Genomic DNA, 20732 nt, shown 5'->3' with positions numbered 1-20732 from the left:
ATGTCGGACACCGCGAACACCGTGGAGACCGGGCAGGCCCGGGCCGGCACCCTGCGCCGGCGCGTCGAGGCGGAACTGCGCCGCCGGGCGGCTCCCGCCCGCGCCGAACACCCCCTGTCCTACGGGCAGCGCTCGATGTGGCTGCTGCACCGAGTGGACCCCGCCGGAGCCTCGTACCACATCTCCTTCGCCGCCCGGGTGCAGGGCGCCGTCGACGGCGGCGCGCTGCACGCCGCGCTGCGCTCCCTGGCCGGGCGGCACGAGGCGCTGCGCACCACCTTCGACGAGCGGGACGGCGACGTCCGGCAGATCGTGCACGGCTGGCTGGAGCCCGGCTGGCAGGAGACGGACGCCACCGGATGGGACGCGGACCGGCTCGACGCCGAGGTCCGCGCCGCCTACCGGCAGCCCTTCGACGCCGAACACGGCCCGCTGTTCCGCGCCGCCCTCTTCCGCACGGGCGCGGACGCCGCCGTCCTGCTGCTGGTCGTCCACCACCTGGTGGCGGACTTCTGGTCGCTGGAACTCCTCGTCGACGAACTGGGCACGCTGTACGCGGGGGAGCGCGACGGCACGGACACCCGGCTGCCCGAGGGCAACGCCCCGTACCGCTCCTTCGTGGCCTGGCAGGAGCGGTTCCTCGCCGGGGAGCAGGGCGCGCGTGCCGCCGCGTACTGGCACGACCGGCTCGCGGGGGAGCTCGGCATCGTCGACTGGCCCCGCTTCCGTGTCGCGCCCGACGCCGACCCGGCCGCCGGAGCCTCCGAGTTCTTCCGGCTCGACGACGAACTCGCCAAGCGCGTCTTCGCCTTCGCCCGGCAGGAGAACACCACCCCGTACATCGTGCAGCTCACCGCCTACCAGGCGCTGGTCGCGCGGTACACCGGGCAGGACGACGTGCTGGTCGGCATGCCGGTGTCGGGGCGCACCGACCCCGCCTTCCGCGGCAGCGTGGGATATCTGGCGGACCCCGTCGTGCTGCGCGGCGACCTCTCCGACGAGCCGTCGTTCATGGAGCTGATGCGGCGCACCCGGACCGCGGTCACCGAGGCACTGGAGCACCACTACCCCTTCGAGCGGCTCGTGGAGGAGCTCGCGCCGCGCCGGGTGCCCGGCGTGAACCCCGTCTTCCAGACGCTGTTCGTCTACCAGAAGCCGCAGCGTCTGCCGGGCCTCGCCGCCCTGCACTGGGGGGACGGGCCCGGCGCCGACGCGCCGGCCGTGCCCTGGGCGGGACTGACGCTGCGCCCCCACCGGCTGCCCCAGCAGGAGGGCCAGCTCGACCTGATGCTGGAGGTCGCGGAGGACGGCGAACGGCTGCTCGGGACGCTCAAGTACCGGCCCGCCGTCTTCTCGTCCGCCGCCGCCCGCGGGGTCATCGAGCACTACACCGCCCTGCTGCGGGCCGCCCTCGACGACCCGCGCGCCGCCGTCGCGAGCCTGCCGCTGGGCACCGGCTCCGGTGTCCCGCGGGCCGCGGGCGCGGCCCCCGAGCCGGTGCTCGACGCCGACGACAGCCTGCTGCGGCGCTTCACCACGGTGGCCAGGACATACGCCGACCGGCCGGCGGTCCGGCACGAGGGAACCGAACTGTCCTACCGTCAGCTCGACGGTCTCGGTGACCGCTGGGCGCGGGCCCTGCGCGCGAGCGGCACCCGGCACGGCGACCGGGTGGCGCACCTGCTCGCGCCCTCGCCGCAGACCGTGGTGGCCCTGGTGGCCACGGTCAAGGCGGGAGCGGCCGCGGTCTGCCTCGACCCGCACCACCCCCCGGCCAGGCTCCGGGCCATGCTCGCCGACTGCGGCGCCACGACGGTGCTCACCACCCGCGCCCTCGCCCCCCTGCTCGACGGAGCCGACGCACGGGTCCGGTTCCTCTACATGGACGAGTACGCGGACGAGTACGCGGACACCCACGAGGGCGAGCACGCGGATGAGGGCGCGCCGGAGCCGCCCGCCCTGACCCCGGACGACCTGCTCTACACCGTCTACACCTCCGGCTCCACGGGCACCCCCAAGGGAATCGACGTCGAGCACCGCAACGTCCTGAGCCTGCTGGAAGCCATGCGGGAACACGTCGAGCCGGAGCCGGAGGCGGTCTGGTGCCTCTTCCACTCCACCGCGTTCGACCTGTCCGTCTGGGAGCACTGGGGCAGCCTCCTCTCCGGGGCATGCCTCGTGGTGGTCGGCGCGGAGACCGCCCGCGCGCCCGACGCGCTGCGCCGGCTGCTCGTCGCGGAGGGCGTGACCCATCTGACGCACACCCCGTCCGCGCTGCACGGCCTCGCCGCCGAGGTCGCCGCCCACGGCGCCGACGGACTGCGGCTGCGCCACACCTTCAGCTGCGGCGAGCTGCTCTCCGCGGGGACGGCCGGGTCCGCCCTGGACTGGTGCGGCACGCTGTGGAACTGCTACGGCCCCGCCGAGACCACGGTCTGGGTCACCGCCCACCGGGTGTGCGCGCAGGACTGCCGCGGCGCCTCCGTGCCGGTCGGCGGCCCGCTCGCCAACGCGGCGCTGTACGTCCTGGACGCCCACGGCCAGTCCGTGCCGGCCGAGGTGACCGGGGAGCTGTACATCGGGGGACAGGCCGTCGCGCGCGGCTATGTGAACCGGCCGCAGCTGCTCGCGGAGCGCTATCTGCCCGACCCCTTCGCGGGCGGTGCCGCCCGCATGTACCGCTCGGGCGACCTCGCGCGGGTCGACGCCGACGGCCTGGTGGAGATCCTGGGCCGGGCCGACAACCAGGTGAAGGTCAGCGGCTACCGCATCGAGCTGGAGGAGATCGAGGCCGCCCTCGACCGGGTGCCGGGCGTGGACCGCTCCGTCGTCCTGGTCGAGGGGACGGGCCCCGACACCCGCAGCCTGACCGCGTGTGTCGTGCCGAAGCGCCCCGGCGCCGCGCCGGCGGAGGCGGAGCTGCGGGCCGCGCTCCAGGACGCGCTGCCCCCGTACATGGTGCCCACCTCCTTCGTCTTCCCGGACCGGCTGCCCCTCAACGTCAACCAGAAGACCGACCGGTCCGCGGTGGCCCGGCTGGTCGAGGCCGAGCGCGCCCGGCAGCTGCCCCGGCACTCCGCGGCCCCGGCCGCGGGCAACCGCATGGAACGGGCCGTGGCCGAGGTGTGGCGCCGCGTCCTGCGCCGCGACGGGATCGGCAGGAGCGACAACTTCTTCGAGGTCGGCGGCACCTCCATGCTCCTGCTCCAAGTGCACCAGCAACTGCGGGAGATACCCGGCGCGGCCCCGGTCGCCGTCTCGGAACTCTTCGCGTACCCGACCGTCGCCGCGCAGGCCCGCCGCCTCGCACCGGCCGCGGCGGCCCGGCCCGCCGCACCGGAGGGGCAGGGTGGCCGCCGCGCCGCACTGCGGAAAGCGGCCGCCCGCGGCGGCCCCCAAGCGGCACTGCGCCGTGGCCACCGGGCCCGGCGGGACGAGGCAGCCGGAGGCGACCATGAGTGACCCCTACGAGGCCCACGAGGCCCATGAGTACGACGGGCTCGAAGAGGGCGAAGGACAGGACGGGGGAGTGCGGCCCGGCGACATCGCCGTCATCGGCATGCACGGCCGCTTCCCCGGCGCGCGCGACTGCGACGAACTGTGGCAGCGGATCAGCGCGGGCGACGACTGCGTGGGCTTCTACTCCGACGACGAGCTGCGGGCCGCCGGAGTCACCGACGAACTGCTCGGCGACGGCCGCTACGTGAAGTCCCGCGGCGGCCTGGACGACCCGTTCGGCTTCGACCACACCTTCTTCGGCTACAGCGCCAGGGAGGGCGAGCTGCTCGACCCGCAGCAGCGGATCTTCCTGGAGACCGCCTCGGAGCTGCTCGACACCGTCGGGTACTCCGGCGGTCGGGCGGACGACCCGGACCAGCCCGTCGTCGGCGTCTTCGCGGGCGCCTCGATGAACACCTACCTGGTCAACGTACTGGCACGCGGCTGCGACCTGCTCTCCCTGGAGGGCACCGAGCTGATGCTGACGAACGACAAGGACTACCTGCCCACCCGGGTCTCCTACAAGCTGGGTCTCACCGGGCCGAGCGTCAACGTGCAGAGCGGCTGTTCGACGTCGCTGGTGGCCGTCCACGTCGCGGTGCAGAGCCTGTTGAGCGCCGAGTGCGACATCGCGCTGGCGGGCGGCGTCTCGGTGCACGTGCCGCCCCGGCCCGGTTACGTCCACCAAGAGGGCCTGATGTTCTCCCCGGACGGCCGGTGCAGGCCCTTCGACGAGCAGGCCAAGGGCGCGGCGTTCGGCGACGGCGTGGGCATCGTGGCGCTGAAGCGGCTGAGCGAGGCGCTCCTGGACGGCGACGAGGTCCTCGCCGTGATCAAGGGCACGGCGATCAACAACGACGGCGCCCGCAAGGTCGGCTTCGCCGCTCCCGGCGTCGCCGGACAGCGCGACGTGATCACCGAGGCGCACGCCGTCGCCGAGGTCCCCGGCCGGTCCATCGGCTACGTCGAGGCCCACGGCACCGGCACCGTGCTGGGCGACCCGGTGGAGGTCGCGGCGCTGCGCGAGGCGTTCGGCACGGAGACGGCCGACACCGGGTTCTGCGCGCTGGGCTCGGTCAAGGCCAACGTCGGGCACCTCGCGGGCGCGGCGGGCGTCACCGGCCTCATCAAGGCGGTGCTCGCCCTGCGGAACCGGCAGCTCCCGCCCCACCCCCACCTCACCCGCCCGCACCCCGAACTGCGGCTCGACGAGAGCCCGTTCTACCTCAACGACCAGCTGCGGCCCTGGCCGGCGCAGGACGCCCCGCGCCGGGCCGGCGTCAGCTCCTTCGGCGTCGGCGGCACCAACGCGCACGCCGTCCTGGAGGAGGCGCCGCCCGCGCCCGCCGCCGCGCCCGCCCCGGCAGGACCGCACCTGATCCCTGTCAGCGCGGCCTCGCCCAAGGCGCTCAGGACCGCCCTGGAGCGGCTGGCCGACCGCCTCGACACGGCCTCCGCCGACGCCCCCGCCCTGGCGGACGTCGCCCACACCCTGCTCGTCGGCCGGCGCGCCTTCCCGTACCGCGTCGCGGTGCGCGGACGGACGCACCGGGAGGTGGCCGAGCGGCTCCGCTCCGGCGCCGCGCTGCCGCACGACCGGGCCGTCGAGCTCGCGGCACCGGTCACCCTGTACCTGGGCCGTGGCCCGTACGGCCCCGCGCTCGCCGGACCCGTCGCCGGGTTCGCTTCCGTGCGTACGGTCCTGGAGCGCGCCCGGAGCCTGCTCGCCGACGCCGGAGTCGCTCCCGCACGGGCCGCCGACGTGCTCGCCGGGGCGCTGTCCGGACGGCCGGAGCCCGCCCTGCGTGAACTCGCCACGTTCCTCTCCCAGTACGCGATCGCCACGCTCTGGCTCGACGCCGGACTCGTGCCGGACGCCGTGGCCGGCGCGGGCGTCGGCGAGCTCGCCGCGGCCTGCGTCACCGAGGCGCTGCCCCTGGCCGACGCGCTGGCCCTGCTCGCGGGGCGGGCGGGACTCCTCACCGGGACGCCCGCGCCCCGGACCGGGCCCGGCACCCTGCCCCTGCTCTCGGCCGCCTTGGGAGGCCCCCTGGACCCGGCCATGGTCCCGGAGCGCCACTGGACCGAGGCGATATGGGCGCCGGGAGCCGGAACACCCGAGGGCGACCTCGCCGGGGCAGTCCAGGCCGCCGCCCCGGGTGACCTCACCGGAGCGGTCCTCGCCGTCGCCCCCGACGAGCGGAGCGCGCTGGCCTACCGCGCCGAGGACGTCTCCGAACTGTCCCTGCCCGCCACCGGCCACACCGGCGACCACGTCGAGGAGCACCTGCTCGACGTGGCGGCCGCCCTGTGGACCACTGGGCACGACGTGTCCTGGACCGAGTGGCGGGACGGCCCGAGGCGGCGCGTGGCCCTGCCGCCCCACCCCCTCGACCGCCGCACGCTCGTCCCGCTCCCCGGCCCCTCCGCCCAGCAGGCCACCGCGGCCGAGGACACTCCGGAGAGCACCGCGCCGCACCGGGCCGAACACCCCGAGCAGTGGCTCTACACCGAGTCCTGGGAGCGCGCGGGCCGACTCGGCCCGGCCGCGGAACCGCCCGCCGGCTCCCGCTGGCTCCTCTTCGAGGACGAGGGCGGCCTCGGCGCCCGGCTGCGCGCCGAGCTCGCGGCCCACGGGACCGAGGCGGTGAGCGTCCGGGTCGGGCCCCGCTTCGAACGGGTCGGCCCGCGCGCCTTCACCCTGGACCCGGGCGACCCGGACGGCTGCCGGTCGCTCTTCACGGCCCTCGCCGCCGACGGGACCGTGCCGGACCACGTCGTGCACCTGTGGTCGCTCGACGACCCGGACCACGGTGATGCCGGACTGCCCACCGCGGCGGAGACCGAAGAAGCACAGCAGCGCGGCCTCTACACCCTCCTCGACACGGCCGTCGCCCTCAGCGGCGCGGCCCGCGGCGGGAGCGCCCGGATCTCCGTCGTGGCCCGCCACGTCTTCGACGTGCTCGGCGGCGAACCGGTCGCCCCGGCCACCAGCACGGTGAGCGCGGCGGTCCGCGTCGTCCCGCAGGAGTTCGCCGGCCTCGACTGCCGGTGCGTCGACCCGGGACCCACCCCGCCGGCCGCCGCCGAACTGCTCGCCGAACTCACCGCGGAGCGGCCGGACGAGACCGCGGTGGCCCTGCGCAACGGCCACCGCTGGGTGCAGCGCTTCCGGCCCGCGCCCGCGCCCCGCCCGGCCGACGGGACGACGGCGCTCCGGCCCGGCGGCGTCTACCTGATCACCGGCGGCCTCGGCGTCATCGGCCTCACGCTCGCCGGCCACCTGGCGAAGGAGTACGGCGCCCGCCTCGTCCTCACCGGCCGCACCCCGCTGCCCGACCCCGCCTCGTACGCCGCGTGGCTGGACACGCACACCCCGGACCACCCCGCGTACGCCAAGGTGCACGCCCTGCGCGAACTGGCCGACGTCGCGGGCGGGTTGCTGACCGTGGCCGCGGACGTGACCGACCGCGCCGCCATGGCGGAGGCCGTCGCGGAGGCGGAGCGCAGGTTCGGCGCCGTCGACGGCTGGTTCCACGCGGCCGGTGTGCCGTTCGGGGACGCCGTCCAGTGGCTCGGCGCGACCGGCCGCGAGCAGTGGCGCGCCACGCTGGCCCCCAAGGTGCGGGGCGCCCTGGTCCTGGAGGACGTCTTCGCGGGCCGCAGGATCGACTTCGGCTGCCACGTCTCGTCGCTGGCCTCCGTGGTCGGCGGCATGGGGTACGCCGCGTACGCCGCCGCCAACACCTTCCTCGACAGCGTGGCCCTCGGACGCGAGCGGCGGCTGAGCGTCGACTGGGAGGGGTGGGCGGGCCCGAACGCGGAGCCGCCCACCGGGACGGCGTCGGACGCCTGGCGGGAACTGCGCTCGTACGCGCTGAGCCCCGAAGAGGGACTGCGCGCCTTCGACCTGGTCCTCGGACGCGTCGATGAGCGCAGGCTCGCCGTCTCCACCGTCGACCTGGAGACCCGCAGGCGGCGCTGGGCCAAGCCGGTGACAGGCGCCGCGCGCAAAGCCGCGGAGACGGCGGGCGCGCCCGACCTCGGCCCCGGCCTCGACCAGCGGCTCGCCGAGGTGTGGAGCGAGGTCCTGCACACCGAGATCGACCGCTACGACCAGAGCTTCTTCGACCTGGGCGGCGACTCGCTGCTCATCGTCGAACTGGTCCTGCGGATCGAGGAACGCCTGGGCATCCCGCTCCAGGCCGCCGACGTCCTCCAGGCCCCCACGGTGGACCACCTCACGGCACGGCTCAGGGGGGACACGGACGACCGGAACGAGACCGACGACGTCATGGCAAGGGCCGAACAACGGGCGGACCTGCGTTCCCGCAGGCGCGCGGCCCGGAACAACAGAAAGGACCGGGACGCGTGAGTGAGCATCCCAGTGTGGCGATCGTCGGCATGGCCGGACGGTTCCCGGGGGCCGACGGCGTGGACGAGCTGTGGCGCGTCCTCGACGAGGGACGGGAGACGGTCCGCGGCTACGTCGACGCCGAGCTGACCCGGGCCGGGGTCCCCGCCGAGACCCTGCGCCACCCCGACTACGTGAAGCGCGGCTCCCACCTGAAGGACGTCGAGTACTTCGACGCCGCCTTCTTCGGCTACACCGGCCGGGAAGCCGAGCTGACCGACCCGCAGCAGCGGATCTTCATGGAGGTCTGCCACGAGGCCATGGAGAACGCGGGCCACGGCCCCGGCACCTTCGACGGACCGGTCGGCATCATCGCCGGCACCCGCCGCAGCGGCTACCAGGACCTCCTCGACCGGCCCGAGTACGACAACGTCACGGACACCTACGTCAAGGCGGGCAACGAGCCCGACGCGCTGGCCACGAAGGTCGCGTACAAACTCGACCTCACCGGCCCCGCGCTGACGGTCCAGACGTTCTGCTCCACCTCACTGGTCGCCGTGCACCTGGCCTGCCAGCAACTCCTCGACGGCGAGTGCGACATGGCGCTCGCCGGAGGCGTCGCGCTGCGCCTGCCGCAGCACACCGGCTACCTCTACCGGCAGGGCGGCACGCTCTCCCGCGACGGACAGTGCCGCTCCTTCGACGCCGACGGCAGCGGACTGATCTTCGGGGACGGCGCCGCCGTCGTCGTGCTGCGCCGCCTGGAGGACGCCATCGAGGACGGCGACACCGTGCTCGCCGTCATCCGCGGCTCCGCGGTCAACAACGACGGCGCCCAGCGGGCCGGTTACACGGCGCCCGGCGTGGTGGGCCAGGCCCGTGCCGTACGGGAGGCGCTCGCCGCCGCCGACGTCACGGCCGACGAGATCGGCTACGTGGAGACCCACGGGGCCGGGACACCGCTCGGCGACGGCGTCGAGTTCAAGGCGCTGACCCAGGCGTTCGGCACGGACCGGCGCGGGGTGTGCGCCATCGGCTCGGTCAAGTCCAACCTCGGCCACCTGGACTCCGCGTCCGGTGTCACCGCGCTGATCAAGACGGTCCTCGCCCTGCGGCACCGCCGGATCCCGGCGAGCCTCCACTTCGACCGGCCCAACCCGGAGATCGACTTCCTGAACAGCCCGTTCTACGTGTGCGCCGAGGCGCTGGACTGGCAGCCCGTCGGAGGGCGGCGGCTCGCCGGGGTCAACTCGCTCGGCATCGGCGGCACCAACGCCCACGTCATCGTCGAGGAGGCGCCCGAGCCGCATCCGGCACCGGCGGGCGGCACCGGCGCCGGAGAACAGCTCCTCGTCTGGTCGGCGCGGAGCCCCGAGGCGCTGGAGCTGCACACCGAGAACCTGCGCCGCCACCTGGAGGACCGGCCCGGGCTCGACCTCGCGGACGTGGCCTGGACCCTGCAACGCGGCCGCCAGGCCCACCGGTACCGCCGGACGCTGGTGGCCGCCGACTGCGAGGCCGCCGTCGCGGCGCTCGCCGCGGGCCGCTGGACGGACGGTGAGGTCGCCCCCGGCCGGACCCGCGAGGTCCGGCCGCCCGAGGGGGCCGGCGCCCTCGAAGCGGTGGGCGCCCGCTGGCTCTCCGGCGAACAGGTCGACTGGGCCGCGCTCCACACCGGTGCGCGCCGCCGGCTTCCCCTGCCCACCCACCCCATGCTGCGCAAGCGTTACTGGCCCGACGAGACGGCCCCCGAGCCCGTATCCGCGCCCGAGCCCGAGCCCGAAGCCGTTCCCGAGCCCGTTGTCACCACTCACAAGGACGAGGCCATGAAAGACGCTCTTCTCGACGAACTCAGGACCGTCGTCGCCACCCGTTTCAAGATGGCGCCCGAGGACCTCGACGCCCATGTGCCTTTCCTGGAGATGGGCGCGGACTCGCTGCTCCTGCTGAGCATCCTCCAGCCCCTGGAGGAGCGGTACGGCTGCAAGCTCTCGATGCGGCAGTTCTTCGGTGAGTTCCAGACGCTGGATGAGCTCGCCGACTACCTGGTCGGGCACGCGGACGCGCAGCGGCTGCCCGGTGCGACGGTCGCGGCTCCGGCTCCGGCTCCGGTTGCGGCCGCGGCTCCGGCTCCGGTCACGGAGGCCGCACCGGTGCCCGCCCCCGCACCTGCCCCCGCTCCCGCCGCGCCGGATGTGCAGCTCTCGCCGGTGGTCGTTCCCGCACCTCAGGTCGCTCCCGCACCTCCGGTCACGGCACCCGCGATCCCCATGAGCCCCGTCGGTATGTCCGCGATCGAGCAGATCACCTCTGAGCAGCTGAAGCTGATGGGACGGCAGCTCGACGTCATCCAGAGCGCGTACGGCTCCGCAGCGCCCGCGGTCACCGCTCCGGCCCCGATCACGGTCCCGACCCCGGCCCCCGAGCCGGTCACCGCCCCCGAGCCGGTCACCGCCCCCGAGCCGGTCACCGCCGCACCCGCTCAGCTCCCCGTCCCCGCCGAACAGAACGGCGCGGGACCGAAGGTCCCGCTCGCCCCGCGCATGCGGTCCACCGCCGCTCTGCCGCCGGACACCGCGGCGCGCAAGCAGTACCTGGACGGCTTCATCGACCGCTTCTCGCGGCGCACCCGCAACTCCAAGGAGTACGCCCAGCGGTTCCGGCCGCTGATCGCCGACAGCCGCTCCACCATCGGCTTCCGGATGTCGACCAAGGAGCTGCTCTTCCCGATCGTCGCCGAGCAGGGCCGCGGCGCCCGCCTGTGGGACGTCGACGGCAACGAGTTCGTCGACCTGACGATGGGCTTCGGCGTCCACCTCTTCGGGCACCAGTACGAGCCGATCATCAACGCCGTGCGGGAACGCATGGACGTCGGGTTCGGCCTCGGGCCGCGCACCGAGCTGACCGAGGACGTGGCCGCCTCCATCCTGGAGCTGACCGGCATGGAGCGCGTCGCCTTCGTCAACACCGGCAGCGAGGCCGTGATGAACGCGGTCCGCCTCGCCCGCGCCGCCACCCGGCGCGACAAGATCGTCATCTTCTCGACGGGCTACCACGGCCACGCCGACGGCGTGCTCGCCGCCCCGACCTGGGTCGACGGCGACCTGCGCACGAAGCCGATCGCCACCGGCGTGACCTCCCGCAGCGTCCAGGACGTCTACGTCCTGGAGTTCGGCACCGAGGAGGCCCTCTCCTTCATCGACCGGCACGGCAGCGAACTGGCCGCCGTCATGGTCGAGCCGGTGACGACCCGTCACCCCGGGAACCAGCAGCCCGAGTTCCTGCGCCAGCTGCGCCGTCTGACGTACAAGCACGGCGCGAAGCTGATCTTCGACGAGATGGTCACCGGCTTCCGCGCCCACCCCGGCGGCATCCAGGGCCTGTGGGACATCCAGGCCGACATCGTCACCTACGGCAAGGTCATCGGCGGCGGCCTGCCGCTCGGCGTGGTGGCCGGCCGCGGCGGCGTGATGGACGCCATCGACGGCGGCGTCTGGCACTACGGCGACAACTCCTACCCGACGGTCGAATCGACCTTCTTCGGCGGCACCTTCTGCCAGCACCCGCTCTCCATGGTCGCGGCGAAGACCGTACTGGACGAGATGCGGGCCACGGGCCCCGCGCTCCAGGCGGACCTCGCCCGCCGGACGGAGCGGTTCACCGACGACCTGAACTCCGACTTCAAGGCCCTCGAAGTCCCCATCAGCGTCGACCGGTTCGCCTCGCTCTTCCGCTTCGAGCACGACGCGAACATGGACCTCTTCTACTACAACCTCCTCGACAAGGGCGTCTACGTCTGGGAGTGGCGCTGCTGCTTCCTCTCCACCGCCCACACCGACGACGACCTGACCACCACCCGCAGGGTGATCCGCGAGTCGATCGAGGAGCTGCGCGACAACAAGCTGCTGCCCCCGCTCTCCGGCGCGGCGAGCGCGCCCCCGGCGCTCCCCGCGGCAGCGGCACCCGTCACCACCCCTGCGTCCGCGGCGGCCACCGCCGGCGAGGGAGCCTCCTTTCCGGCAGGCCGCGCACACCAACAGCTCTGGGCGCTGGCCAACATCAGTGACGGCGGTTCCCTCGCCTACAACCTGAACGCCGACTTCTGGCTCCACGGCACCCTGGACGAGGCCGCGCTGCGCACCGCCGTGCGGGGGCTGATCGACCGGCACGAGTCGCTGCGCATGACCATGAGCGCGGACGGCAGCACCATCGAGGTCCGCGGCAGCGCCGACCTGCCGCTCGACTCCGTGCTGCGCACCGAGGCCGTCACGAGCGACGAGGAGCGCGACCGCCTCCTGGAGGAGCTGGCCGCGCGCCGCTACGACCTGGTGAACGGCCCCCTGTTCAAGGTGACCGTCATCCGCACCGCGCCGGACCGGCACCTGCTCCACCTCGGCGTGCACCACCTCGCCGCCGACGGCTGGTCGACCGTCCCGATCCTCGGCGACCTCGTCGCGCTCTACAACGAAGCGAGCACCGGCGTCTCCGCCGGCCTCGGCCCCATACCCCAGCTGCGCGACTTCCTCGCCTGGCAGCAGGAGAACGCGGCCTCGCCCGACGCCGCCACCCACCGGGCGTACTGGCAGAAGATCACCGAGGGGGCCCCGGAGCTCGACCTGCCCGGCGCGGCCCACCGGGTGCTCCCGACGTTCCTCAGCGAGCGCCGCACCCTGAAGCTCGACGGCGAGCTCCTCACCAAGCTGCGCAGGGCGGCCGCCGCACAGGGCGTCACCGTCTTCGCCTACCTGGTCTCGGCGTGGGGCACGCTGCTCCAGCGCCTCACCGACCAGCGCGAGCTGATGCTGCTCGTGCCGTCGGCGGCCCGCCCGCCGCACCTGGACAAGACCGTCGGCTACTGCACCAACCTGCTGCCGCTGCGCTTCGGCCCCGACGGCGGCGACCGGGTCGGCGCCTGCGTCGGCGCGGTCCAGGACCAGCTGCTCGACGCCATGGACCACGACACGTACCCGTTCGCCGAGACCGTGCACGCGCTCGACCGGGCCGCCACCGGCTCCGCGGGCCGCGTCTTCCGCACCGTCCTCGCCTTCGACCGCGAGGTGACGCTGCCCGAGATGCACGGGCTGCGCATCGAGGAGGCGGGTCTGACCCCGGTCCGGCACGCCATCTACCCGCTCTACGCGACCGTCACCGACACGGGGTCCGGCTACCGCTGCGACTTCGACACGCACCTCGACTCGTTCCCCCGGGCGGTCACCCGGCGGCTGCCCGAGCTCTTCCGCGACGTGCTCCTCGCGATGACCGAGGACAGCGACCGGCCGCTGGCCGCCATCGACCCGCGGCAGCGGGACGAGCGCGCCGAGCTGCTCGCCTGGGGGCGCGGCCCGGACGTCGAGCTCGGCTCGCGGACCGTCTGCGAACTCTTCGAGGAGCAGGCGGCCCGCACCCCCGACCGCACGGCCGTCGCCTGCGAGGACCGCACCCTGACCTACGCGGAGCTCGACGACCGCGCCGACCGGCTCGCGGACGTCCTGCACCGCAGGCTCGGCATCGGCCCGGAGTCCGTGGTCGGCATCAGGCTGCCGCGCTCCGAGAAGTTCCTGATCACCATCCTCGCCCTGTGGAAGTGCGGCGCCGCCTACGTCCCCCTGGAGCCCAAGCACCCCCTCCAGCGGCACCTGAAGGTGCTCCGGCTGAGCAACGCCGTGGCGGTCGTCTCCGAGGAGCAGTACGAGCCGGAGTCCGTGGCGGGCGACGTCACCTGGCTGCGCTACCCCGACCTCGTCGCCGAGGGCGCGGCCGGGGCGGGCGGACCGCTCGGCCTGCGCCGGCCGATGGACGCCGCCGCGTACATCATGTTCTCGTCGGGCTCGACCGGTGAGCCCAAGGGCATCGTGATCGAGCAGCGGGCCATGCTCAACCACGTCCTCGCGAAGATCGAGGACTACGAACTGGAGGGCCCCGACGAGGTCCTCGCGCAGAACGCCCCGAGCTCCTTCGACATCTCCGTGTGGCAGTTCGTCGCCCCGCTGCTCGGCGGCGGCCTGACCCGCGTCTACCCCGACGCGGTCGTCGAGGACCCGGCCGCCTTCGTCGACCAGGTCGACCGGCACGGCGTCACCGTCCTCGAACTCGTCCCGAGCTACCTCGCGATGATGCTCGACGAGCTCGACCTCTCCGACCGCACCGGCATCCTCACCGCCCTGCACCACGTCGTGCTCCAGGCCGAACCGCTGAAGCCGTCCCTGGTGGCCCGCTGGTACGCCCGCTTCCCCGACACCGTGATGTCCAACGCGTACGGCGCCACGGAGACCGCCGACGACGTCCTGCACCCGGTCACCACCGTCCCGGACGGCGACCTCACCCCGACCGGCAAGCCCATCCGCAACTGCTCCGTCTACATCGTCGACGAGGAGCTGCGGCCGGTCCCCGTCGGCGTCCGCGGCGAACTGCTCGTCGCCGGCGTCCCCATCGGCCGCGGCTACCTCACCGAGACCCCGGCCAACGCGCGGGCGTTCCTCGACCACAACCCCGTCGAGCCCGAGCGCCTCGGCCGGGTCTACCGCACGGGCGACATGGCCCGGTGGCGCGAGGACGGGCAGATCGAGATCCTCGGCCGCACCGACCACCAGGTGAAGGTCCGCGGCCAGCGCGTCGAACTCGGCGAGATCGAGCGGGTCCTCGACGGCCTCGACCAGGTGTCCGACGCGGTCGTGAAGCACTTCCCCGTGCCGGGCGGAGGCGGCTCCTACCTCGTCGGCTACGTGGTCGCAGCGCCCGGCACCACCCTCGACACCGACGCGCTGCGCGCCGCCCTGCGCGAGCAGCTGCCCGACTACATGGTCCCCGCGCACCTCGTGCCGCTCGACGCGCTGCCCCTCAACGACAGCGGGAAGGTCGACCGCAAGGCGCTGGAGGAGCCCCGGGTCTTCACCGGCCGCAAGCACGCCGTCACCCCGCCCCGGCACTCCGTGGACGACGTGGTGCTGCGCTCCGCCAGGACCCTCTTCGGCCACGACGACCTCGGCATCGACGACGACTTCTTCGAGCTCGGCGGCAACTCCATCTCGGCGATCCGCCTCACCCAGCTCGTCCGCGAGGCCTTCGGCATCGACCTGCCGGGCATCACCATCTTCGAGAACCCCGTCCTGCGCGACTTCGGCGACGTGGTGGCGGCCCAGGCCTTCGACCCGATGGCGCCCATCCAGGCCGCCCCGGACAAGGAGACCTACCGGGCGTCCGCGGCCGAGGAGCGCATGCACTTCCTGTGGACGCTCGACCCGGACAGCAACCTCTACAACATCCCCATGGCCTTCGTCGTACGGGGTCCTGTCGACCGCGAGCGGCTGCGGCGGGCGGTCGACGCGGTGGTGACCAAGCACGACATCCTGCGCACCACCTTCCACATGGAGGACGGCAGGCTCGTCCAGCGCGTCCTGTCCACCGTCGACGTGCCCGTCACCGACCTCGGCACCCGTGACGAGTCCCTGGAGGAGCTGGTGCGCGGCTGGGTGAAGCCGCACGACCTGCGGACCGGACCGCCGATGCGCACGGCCCTCGCCGCCCGCCCCGGCGGCGACGAGCACGTACTCCTCCTCGACCTGCCGCACATCGTCCTCGACGAGGGCTCCATGCCCGTCCTCTTCCGGGACCTCTCCACGGCCTACCGCGGCGAGCCGCTGGCACCGGCGGAGCTCACGTACAAGGACTTCGCGGAGTGGGAGCAGCTCTACCGCGGCTCCGACTCCTACGCCAAGGACCGCGCGTACTGGCTGGAGCGGTTCGAGAACCCGCCGCCCGCCCTCCAGTTCCCCTACCGGCCGCGCCCCGCGGTGCTCGACCTGACCGGACGCAGGCATTCCTTCGCCCTGGACGCCGAACTGACCCGGCGGCTGCGCGACTACTGCAAGAGCCACCGCGCCACCCCGTACATGGTGCTGCTCAGCACCTTCAACCTGCTGCTCTCGCAGTACACCGGTGAGCAGGACGTCGTCGTCGGCAGCCCCGTGGACGGCCGCTACCACCCGGCGTGCGCCGACATCATCGGCATGTTCGGCAACTCGCTGCCGCTGCGCACCGCCCCGGAGCGCACCAAGCCCTTCAGCCGTTACGTCAACGAGGTGCGCGCCACCGTCGTCGACGGACTCCAGCACCAGGCCTACCCGTTCGAGGAGCTCGTCAGGGAGCTGGACATCCCGCGCGACGCGAGCCGCAACCCGCTCTTCGACTTCATGTTCGTCTTCACCGACCTCGCCTCCTACGCCTTCGACATGGACGGCGTCACCGGCGTCCCCGAGTCGGTCAGCATCGGCGTGGCGAAGATGGACATGACGTTCTCCGCGTACGAGCGGGAGGACACCATCCAGGTCGTCCAGGAGTACGCCACCGACGTCTTCGACCTCGACACCGTCGAGCAGATGGGCCGCCACTTCGCCCGCCTCCTCGACCAGGTGCTCGCCGCCCCCGACGCGCCCATGGGGGAGGCCCGCCTCGTCACCGAGGAGGAGCGCGCACGCCTCATCGGCGCCCCGGTCGGCGACGGGGCCGACGGCGACACGCTGCACGCCCTGTTCGAGCAGGCGGCCGACCGCGCACCGGAGCACACCGCGCTGGTCGGCGACGGCGTCCGGCTCAGCTACGCGGAGCTCGACGAGCGCGCCAACCGGCTCGCCCGCAAGCTCAGGGACGAGCACGGGGTGCGCCGCGAGGAGCCCGTCGGCATCCTCACCGGCGCCTCGCACGACACCGTCACCGCGATGCTCGCCGTCCTCAAGGCGGGCGGCGCCTACGTGCCGTTCGACCGCGCCACGCCCACCGCGCGCGTCGGCGAACTCCTCACCGCGGCCGGCGCCACGGTGCTGGTCGGCGACCTCGCCGAGCAGGCCGCGCTGCCCGAAGGCATCCGCGTGATCGCACCCGACGCCGCGCTCGGGGACACCCCCGCCGAACGGCTCGAAGAGGTCAACGGCCCCAAGGACCTCGCCTACATCATGTTCACCTCCGGCTCCACCGGCCGCCCCAAGGGCGTCCTCGTGGAACACGCCGGGGTCAGGCGCCTCTCCCACCGGCCCGCCTACCTCTCCGCGGGCGCCGACGACCGGGTCCTCCAGGCCACCAGCTGGGGCTTCGACATGTCCGCGGCCAGCATGTACACCGCCCTGCTCAACGGCGCCACCCTGGTCTGCCCCTCCCACGAGGAGCTCCTCGACCGGACGGCGCTGCACCGCCTCGTGCGGGCGGAGGACATCAGCGTCGCCTTCTTCAGCACCGCCTACTTCCACCTGCTCGCCGACGTCTCCATGGAGTGCCTGGAGCCCATCGGAACGATCGTGACCGGCGGCGAACGGATGTCGGCCGAGCACGCCCGCCGCGTCGTCGAACACATGGGCCCCGGCCGCCTGATCAACGGCTACGGACCCACCGAGAGCACGGTGTTCGCCACCGCGCACCGCGTGGACAAGGTCGAGGACGACGCGGTGTCCGTCCCCATCGGCACCCCCGTCGACGAGACCCGCGTCTACATCCTCATGCCGCACGGCGAGCCCGCCCCCGACGGCATCGCGGGCGAACTCTGCGTCTCCGGTCCCGGCGTCGCCCGCGGCTACCTGGGCGCGGAGGACGACCAGGACGGACCGTTCAGGCCCGACCCGTTCGTCGAGGGCGCCCGCATGTACCGCACGGGCGACCTCGCCCGCCGGCTGCCGGACGGCACCGTCGAGTTCATGGGCCGCAACGACGACCAGCTCAAGATCCGCGGCTTCCGCGTCGAACCCGCCGAGACCGAGGCCGCACTGCGCGCCTGCCCCGGAGTCCTCGACGCCCGCGTGGTGCCCCTGAGCTCCGACGGCGAGACCTACCTCTGCGCCTACCTCGTCGCCGAGGACGAGTCAGTGGCCGACACGGCCCGCCGCGAACTCGACGACCGGCTCCCCTCCTACCTGCGGCCCGGCGCCTACGTGGTCCTGGACGAGCTGCCGCTCAACACGAGCGGCAAGGTCGACAGGAAGGCCCTGCCCCTGCCCGAGAAGGGCGGCCCCGCGGGGACCGGCGAGGCGGAGCCTGCCGAGGCCCGCAACGCCACCGAGAGCGAGGTGCTCCGCGTCTGGGCCAAGGTGCTCGGCGTCGACGCGCCCCGGCCGAACGACAACTTCTTCGAGGCGGGTGGCCACTCGCTGAAGGCGGTCGCCCTGATGGCCGAGATCCGCGAGTCCTTCGGCGTCGACATCCGGCTGATGGACTTCTTCCCGGTACCCACCGCCCGCGCGCTGGCGGAGCACATCGACAACGCGAAGTGGCTCGAATCGGGCGGCGACACCGCGGCGCCCACGGACCATGAGGAGTTCTACATCTGATGACGAGCATCACCGCCGCGGATGTGGCGGGTCTGCTGTCACGGTTGCGTACGGCGGGCGTCCAGCTGCGGGCCGAGAACGGCCGGCTCGTGCTGGACGCCCCCCGGGGCGCCGTCGACGACGACCTGCTCGCCCTCGTGCGCGCGTCCAAGGAAGAGCTCCTGCGCAGGCTCACCGCCGGCGGCGGGACCGGCCCGGCGGCGGCCCGCCTCCCGGCGGCCCCGCCCGCCCAGTGGTACCCGCTCTCCTTCGGACAGCAGCGCCTCTACTACACCCAGCTGCTCTACCCCGACTCGGTCACCTATCAGATCCTGGACGTCCTGCGCCTGGACGGACCCGTCGACGCCGAACACGTCGAGAACACCCTGCGCGCGCTCGTGCGGCGGCACGAAGGGCTGCGCACCGGGTTCGACCTGGTCGACGACGAGCCCCGGTTCACCGTCCACGACGAGGTCGACTTCCACCTCGAACGCGTCACGGACCCCGGCTTCACACCGCGGGACACCGGGGACTTCGTGCGGCCCTTCGACCTCACCGCGCCGCCGCTGCTGCGCGGCCGGCTCGTCGAGGTCCGCGACGACCTGCACTACCTGCTCCTCGACAAGCACCACCTGGTGTTCGACGCGGCCTCACGGGAGCCGTTCGCCCGTGACTTCGCCCGGATCCACCACGGCGGGACCCCGCCCCCGCAGACCCGCACGTACAAGGACTTCGCGGTCTGGCAGAACGACCTCGAAGGCGCCGAACTGAGCGCGGCGGCCGCCCACTGGGACACGGTGTTCTCCGCCGCGCCCCGCGGCGGCCCCGACCCCGTCAAGGCACACCCCGAACTGTTCGGCACCGACTCCCGCCGGGCGCACGTCGACCTCACCGGTCAGGAGCTGCGCGCGGTCGACGCGTACTGCCGCGCCCAGGGACTCACCACGGCGACGTTCCTCCAGGCCGCGTACCACGTCGCCCTGCACCGGTTCAGCGGCCGGGACGAAGTCGTCGTGGGCTTCCCCGTCGACCTGCGGGCGGGCGTCGGCCTCGACGACCAGCTCGGCCTGTTCGTCAACACCGTGCCCGTGCGCTCCTTCCCCGCGGACCGGCTGCTCTTCACCGAGTACGCCGCCACCGTCAGGGACGGCGTGCTCGCCGCGATCGACCACGGGCAGTACCCCTACGACGCCCTCGTCGACCGGGTGTCGGCGCGGCGGAACATGAGCGAGGACCCGCTGGTCGACGGGTTCTTCAACATGGCCACGGCCGACGCGGGCGCGAGCCCCTGGGCCGCGGCCGGCATGACCGAGGAAGTGGGGGACCCGAAGGCGGCCCTGCCCGAACTCCCCTGCCTGGCCTGCCGGTTCGACCTCACCCTGAGCGTCCTGGAAGGACCCGGCACGCTCCGCCTCGACCTGGAGTGCACCACCGCGCTGCTCGACCTGGCGACCGTCGGGCGGATCGTCCGGGACATGGCCGCGGTCGTCCGCCACGTCGTCGCCGACCCGGGGACGACCGTCGGCGCCCTGCCGGGCCCGGAGGCGGTCACGTGATCACGGCGAATCCGTTCGAGCTCCGCTTCCCCGAAATCTTCTTCGAGCTGACCGGCTTCACGCCGGCGGGCCGGACCCTGCTGAAGCTGGAGGGCTTCGGCGCCACCGGCTCCATCAAGCTGAAGCCCGCCCTGTTCATGGTCGACCGGCTGGAGCGGGAAGGGCGGCTGCACCCGGGCCGCTCCACCCTGGTCGAGTCCTCCTCGGGAAACCTGGGCCTCGCGCTCGCCATGGTCTGCCGCATGCGCGGCTACGGATTCATCTGCGTCACCGACCCCAACGTGTCACCCGCCAACCTGCGGGCCATCCGCGCCTACGGCGGCCAGATAGAGGCGGTGACCACCAAGGACGCCCAGGGCGGCTACCTTCAGACCCGCCTCGACCTGGTGCGCAGACTGGTCGCCGAGGCACCCGACCGGATCTGGCTGAACCAGTACGCGAACCCGGCGAACCTGGAGGCGCACGCCCGCTGGACCGCCGAGGAGATCCTGCGCTCCCTGCCCGACGTGACCCACCTCTACGTGGGGACCGGCACCACCGGCACCATGATGGGCATCGCCAGGCACTTCGCCGAGTTCTCCCCGAAGACCGAACTGGTGGCCGTGGAGCCCGAGGGCTCGGTCACCTTCGGCGGCGGCAGGCCGGGCCGCCGCCGGCTGCCGGGCGTCGGCACCAGCCGCCCGCCGGAGATCGCGGACGCCGACCAGGTGCACCGCATCACGTACGTGGCCGAGCGGGACGCCGTGCTCCGCTGTCACCAGGCGGTGAACGAGCACGGGCTGCTCGTCGGCTGCTCCACCGGCCACGTGCTGCACGCCATCGCCGCCGACGCCGACATGTTCGCGCCGGACAGCGTGGTCGTCGGCATCAGCGCGGACCTCGGCGACAAGTACCTGGACACGGTCTACGACCCGCAGTGGCTGCGGGACAACTTCGTGGAGCTCGACACGGAGGACGTCCTGTTCCCGACCGGCCCCGGCCGGCCCCTGTGCGGGCCGCTCAGCGACTACCTCACCGAGCACCCTGTCTCATGAA

5 protein-coding genes are annotated in these 20732 nt (G+C 73.5%); all 5 read left to right on the top strand.

Features of this window, described 5'->3' with window-relative positions:
• Genes ACZ4Z4_RS16080 through sbnA form a run of 5 tightly spaced genes read left to right on the top strand, consistent with a single transcriptional unit; the run spans window position 1 to window position 20731 of the window.
• Window positions 1-3462 (top strand): non-ribosomal peptide synthetase, encoded by a 3462-nt coding sequence (locus ACZ4Z4_RS16080; RefSeq protein WP_468327292.1) that lies wholly within the window; start codon window positions 1-3, stop codon window positions 3460-3462.
• Window positions 3455-7873: a type I polyketide synthase gene (locus ACZ4Z4_RS16075; RefSeq protein WP_468327291.1), complete on the top strand. Its 4419-nt coding sequence runs from the start codon at window positions 3455-3457 to the stop codon at window positions 7871-7873. The genes ACZ4Z4_RS16080 and ACZ4Z4_RS16075 overlap by 8 nt, the downstream gene beginning before the upstream one ends.
• The gene (locus tag ACZ4Z4_RS16070; RefSeq protein ID WP_468327290.1) at window positions 7870-18162 is read left to right on the top strand and encodes an amino acid adenylation domain-containing protein; all 10293 of its coding nucleotides are present in this window, start codon (window positions 7870-7872) and stop codon (window positions 18160-18162) included. Before ACZ4Z4_RS16075 ends, ACZ4Z4_RS16070 begins: the two co-directional genes overlap by 4 nt.
• Window positions 18162-19697: a condensation domain-containing protein gene (locus tag ACZ4Z4_RS16065; RefSeq protein WP_468327288.1), complete on the top strand. Its 1536-nt coding sequence runs from the start codon at window positions 18162-18164 to the stop codon at window positions 19695-19697. Before ACZ4Z4_RS16070 ends, ACZ4Z4_RS16065 begins: the two co-directional genes overlap by 1 nt.
• Window positions 19694-20731, top strand: coding sequence for a 2,3-diaminopropionate biosynthesis protein SbnA (sbnA, locus tag ACZ4Z4_RS16060; protein ID WP_468327287.1), 1038 nt, complete (start codon window positions 19694-19696; stop codon window positions 20729-20731). Before ACZ4Z4_RS16065 ends, sbnA begins: the two co-directional genes overlap by 4 nt.
• The last annotated feature ends 1 nt before the right edge of the window (window position 20732 follow it).

This window comes from Streptomyces sp. NPDC030245 (assembly GCF_055572995.1).
The sequence above is the reverse complement of the archived record's forward strand: the minus strand, read 5'-3'. Positions and strand labels throughout refer to the sequence as shown.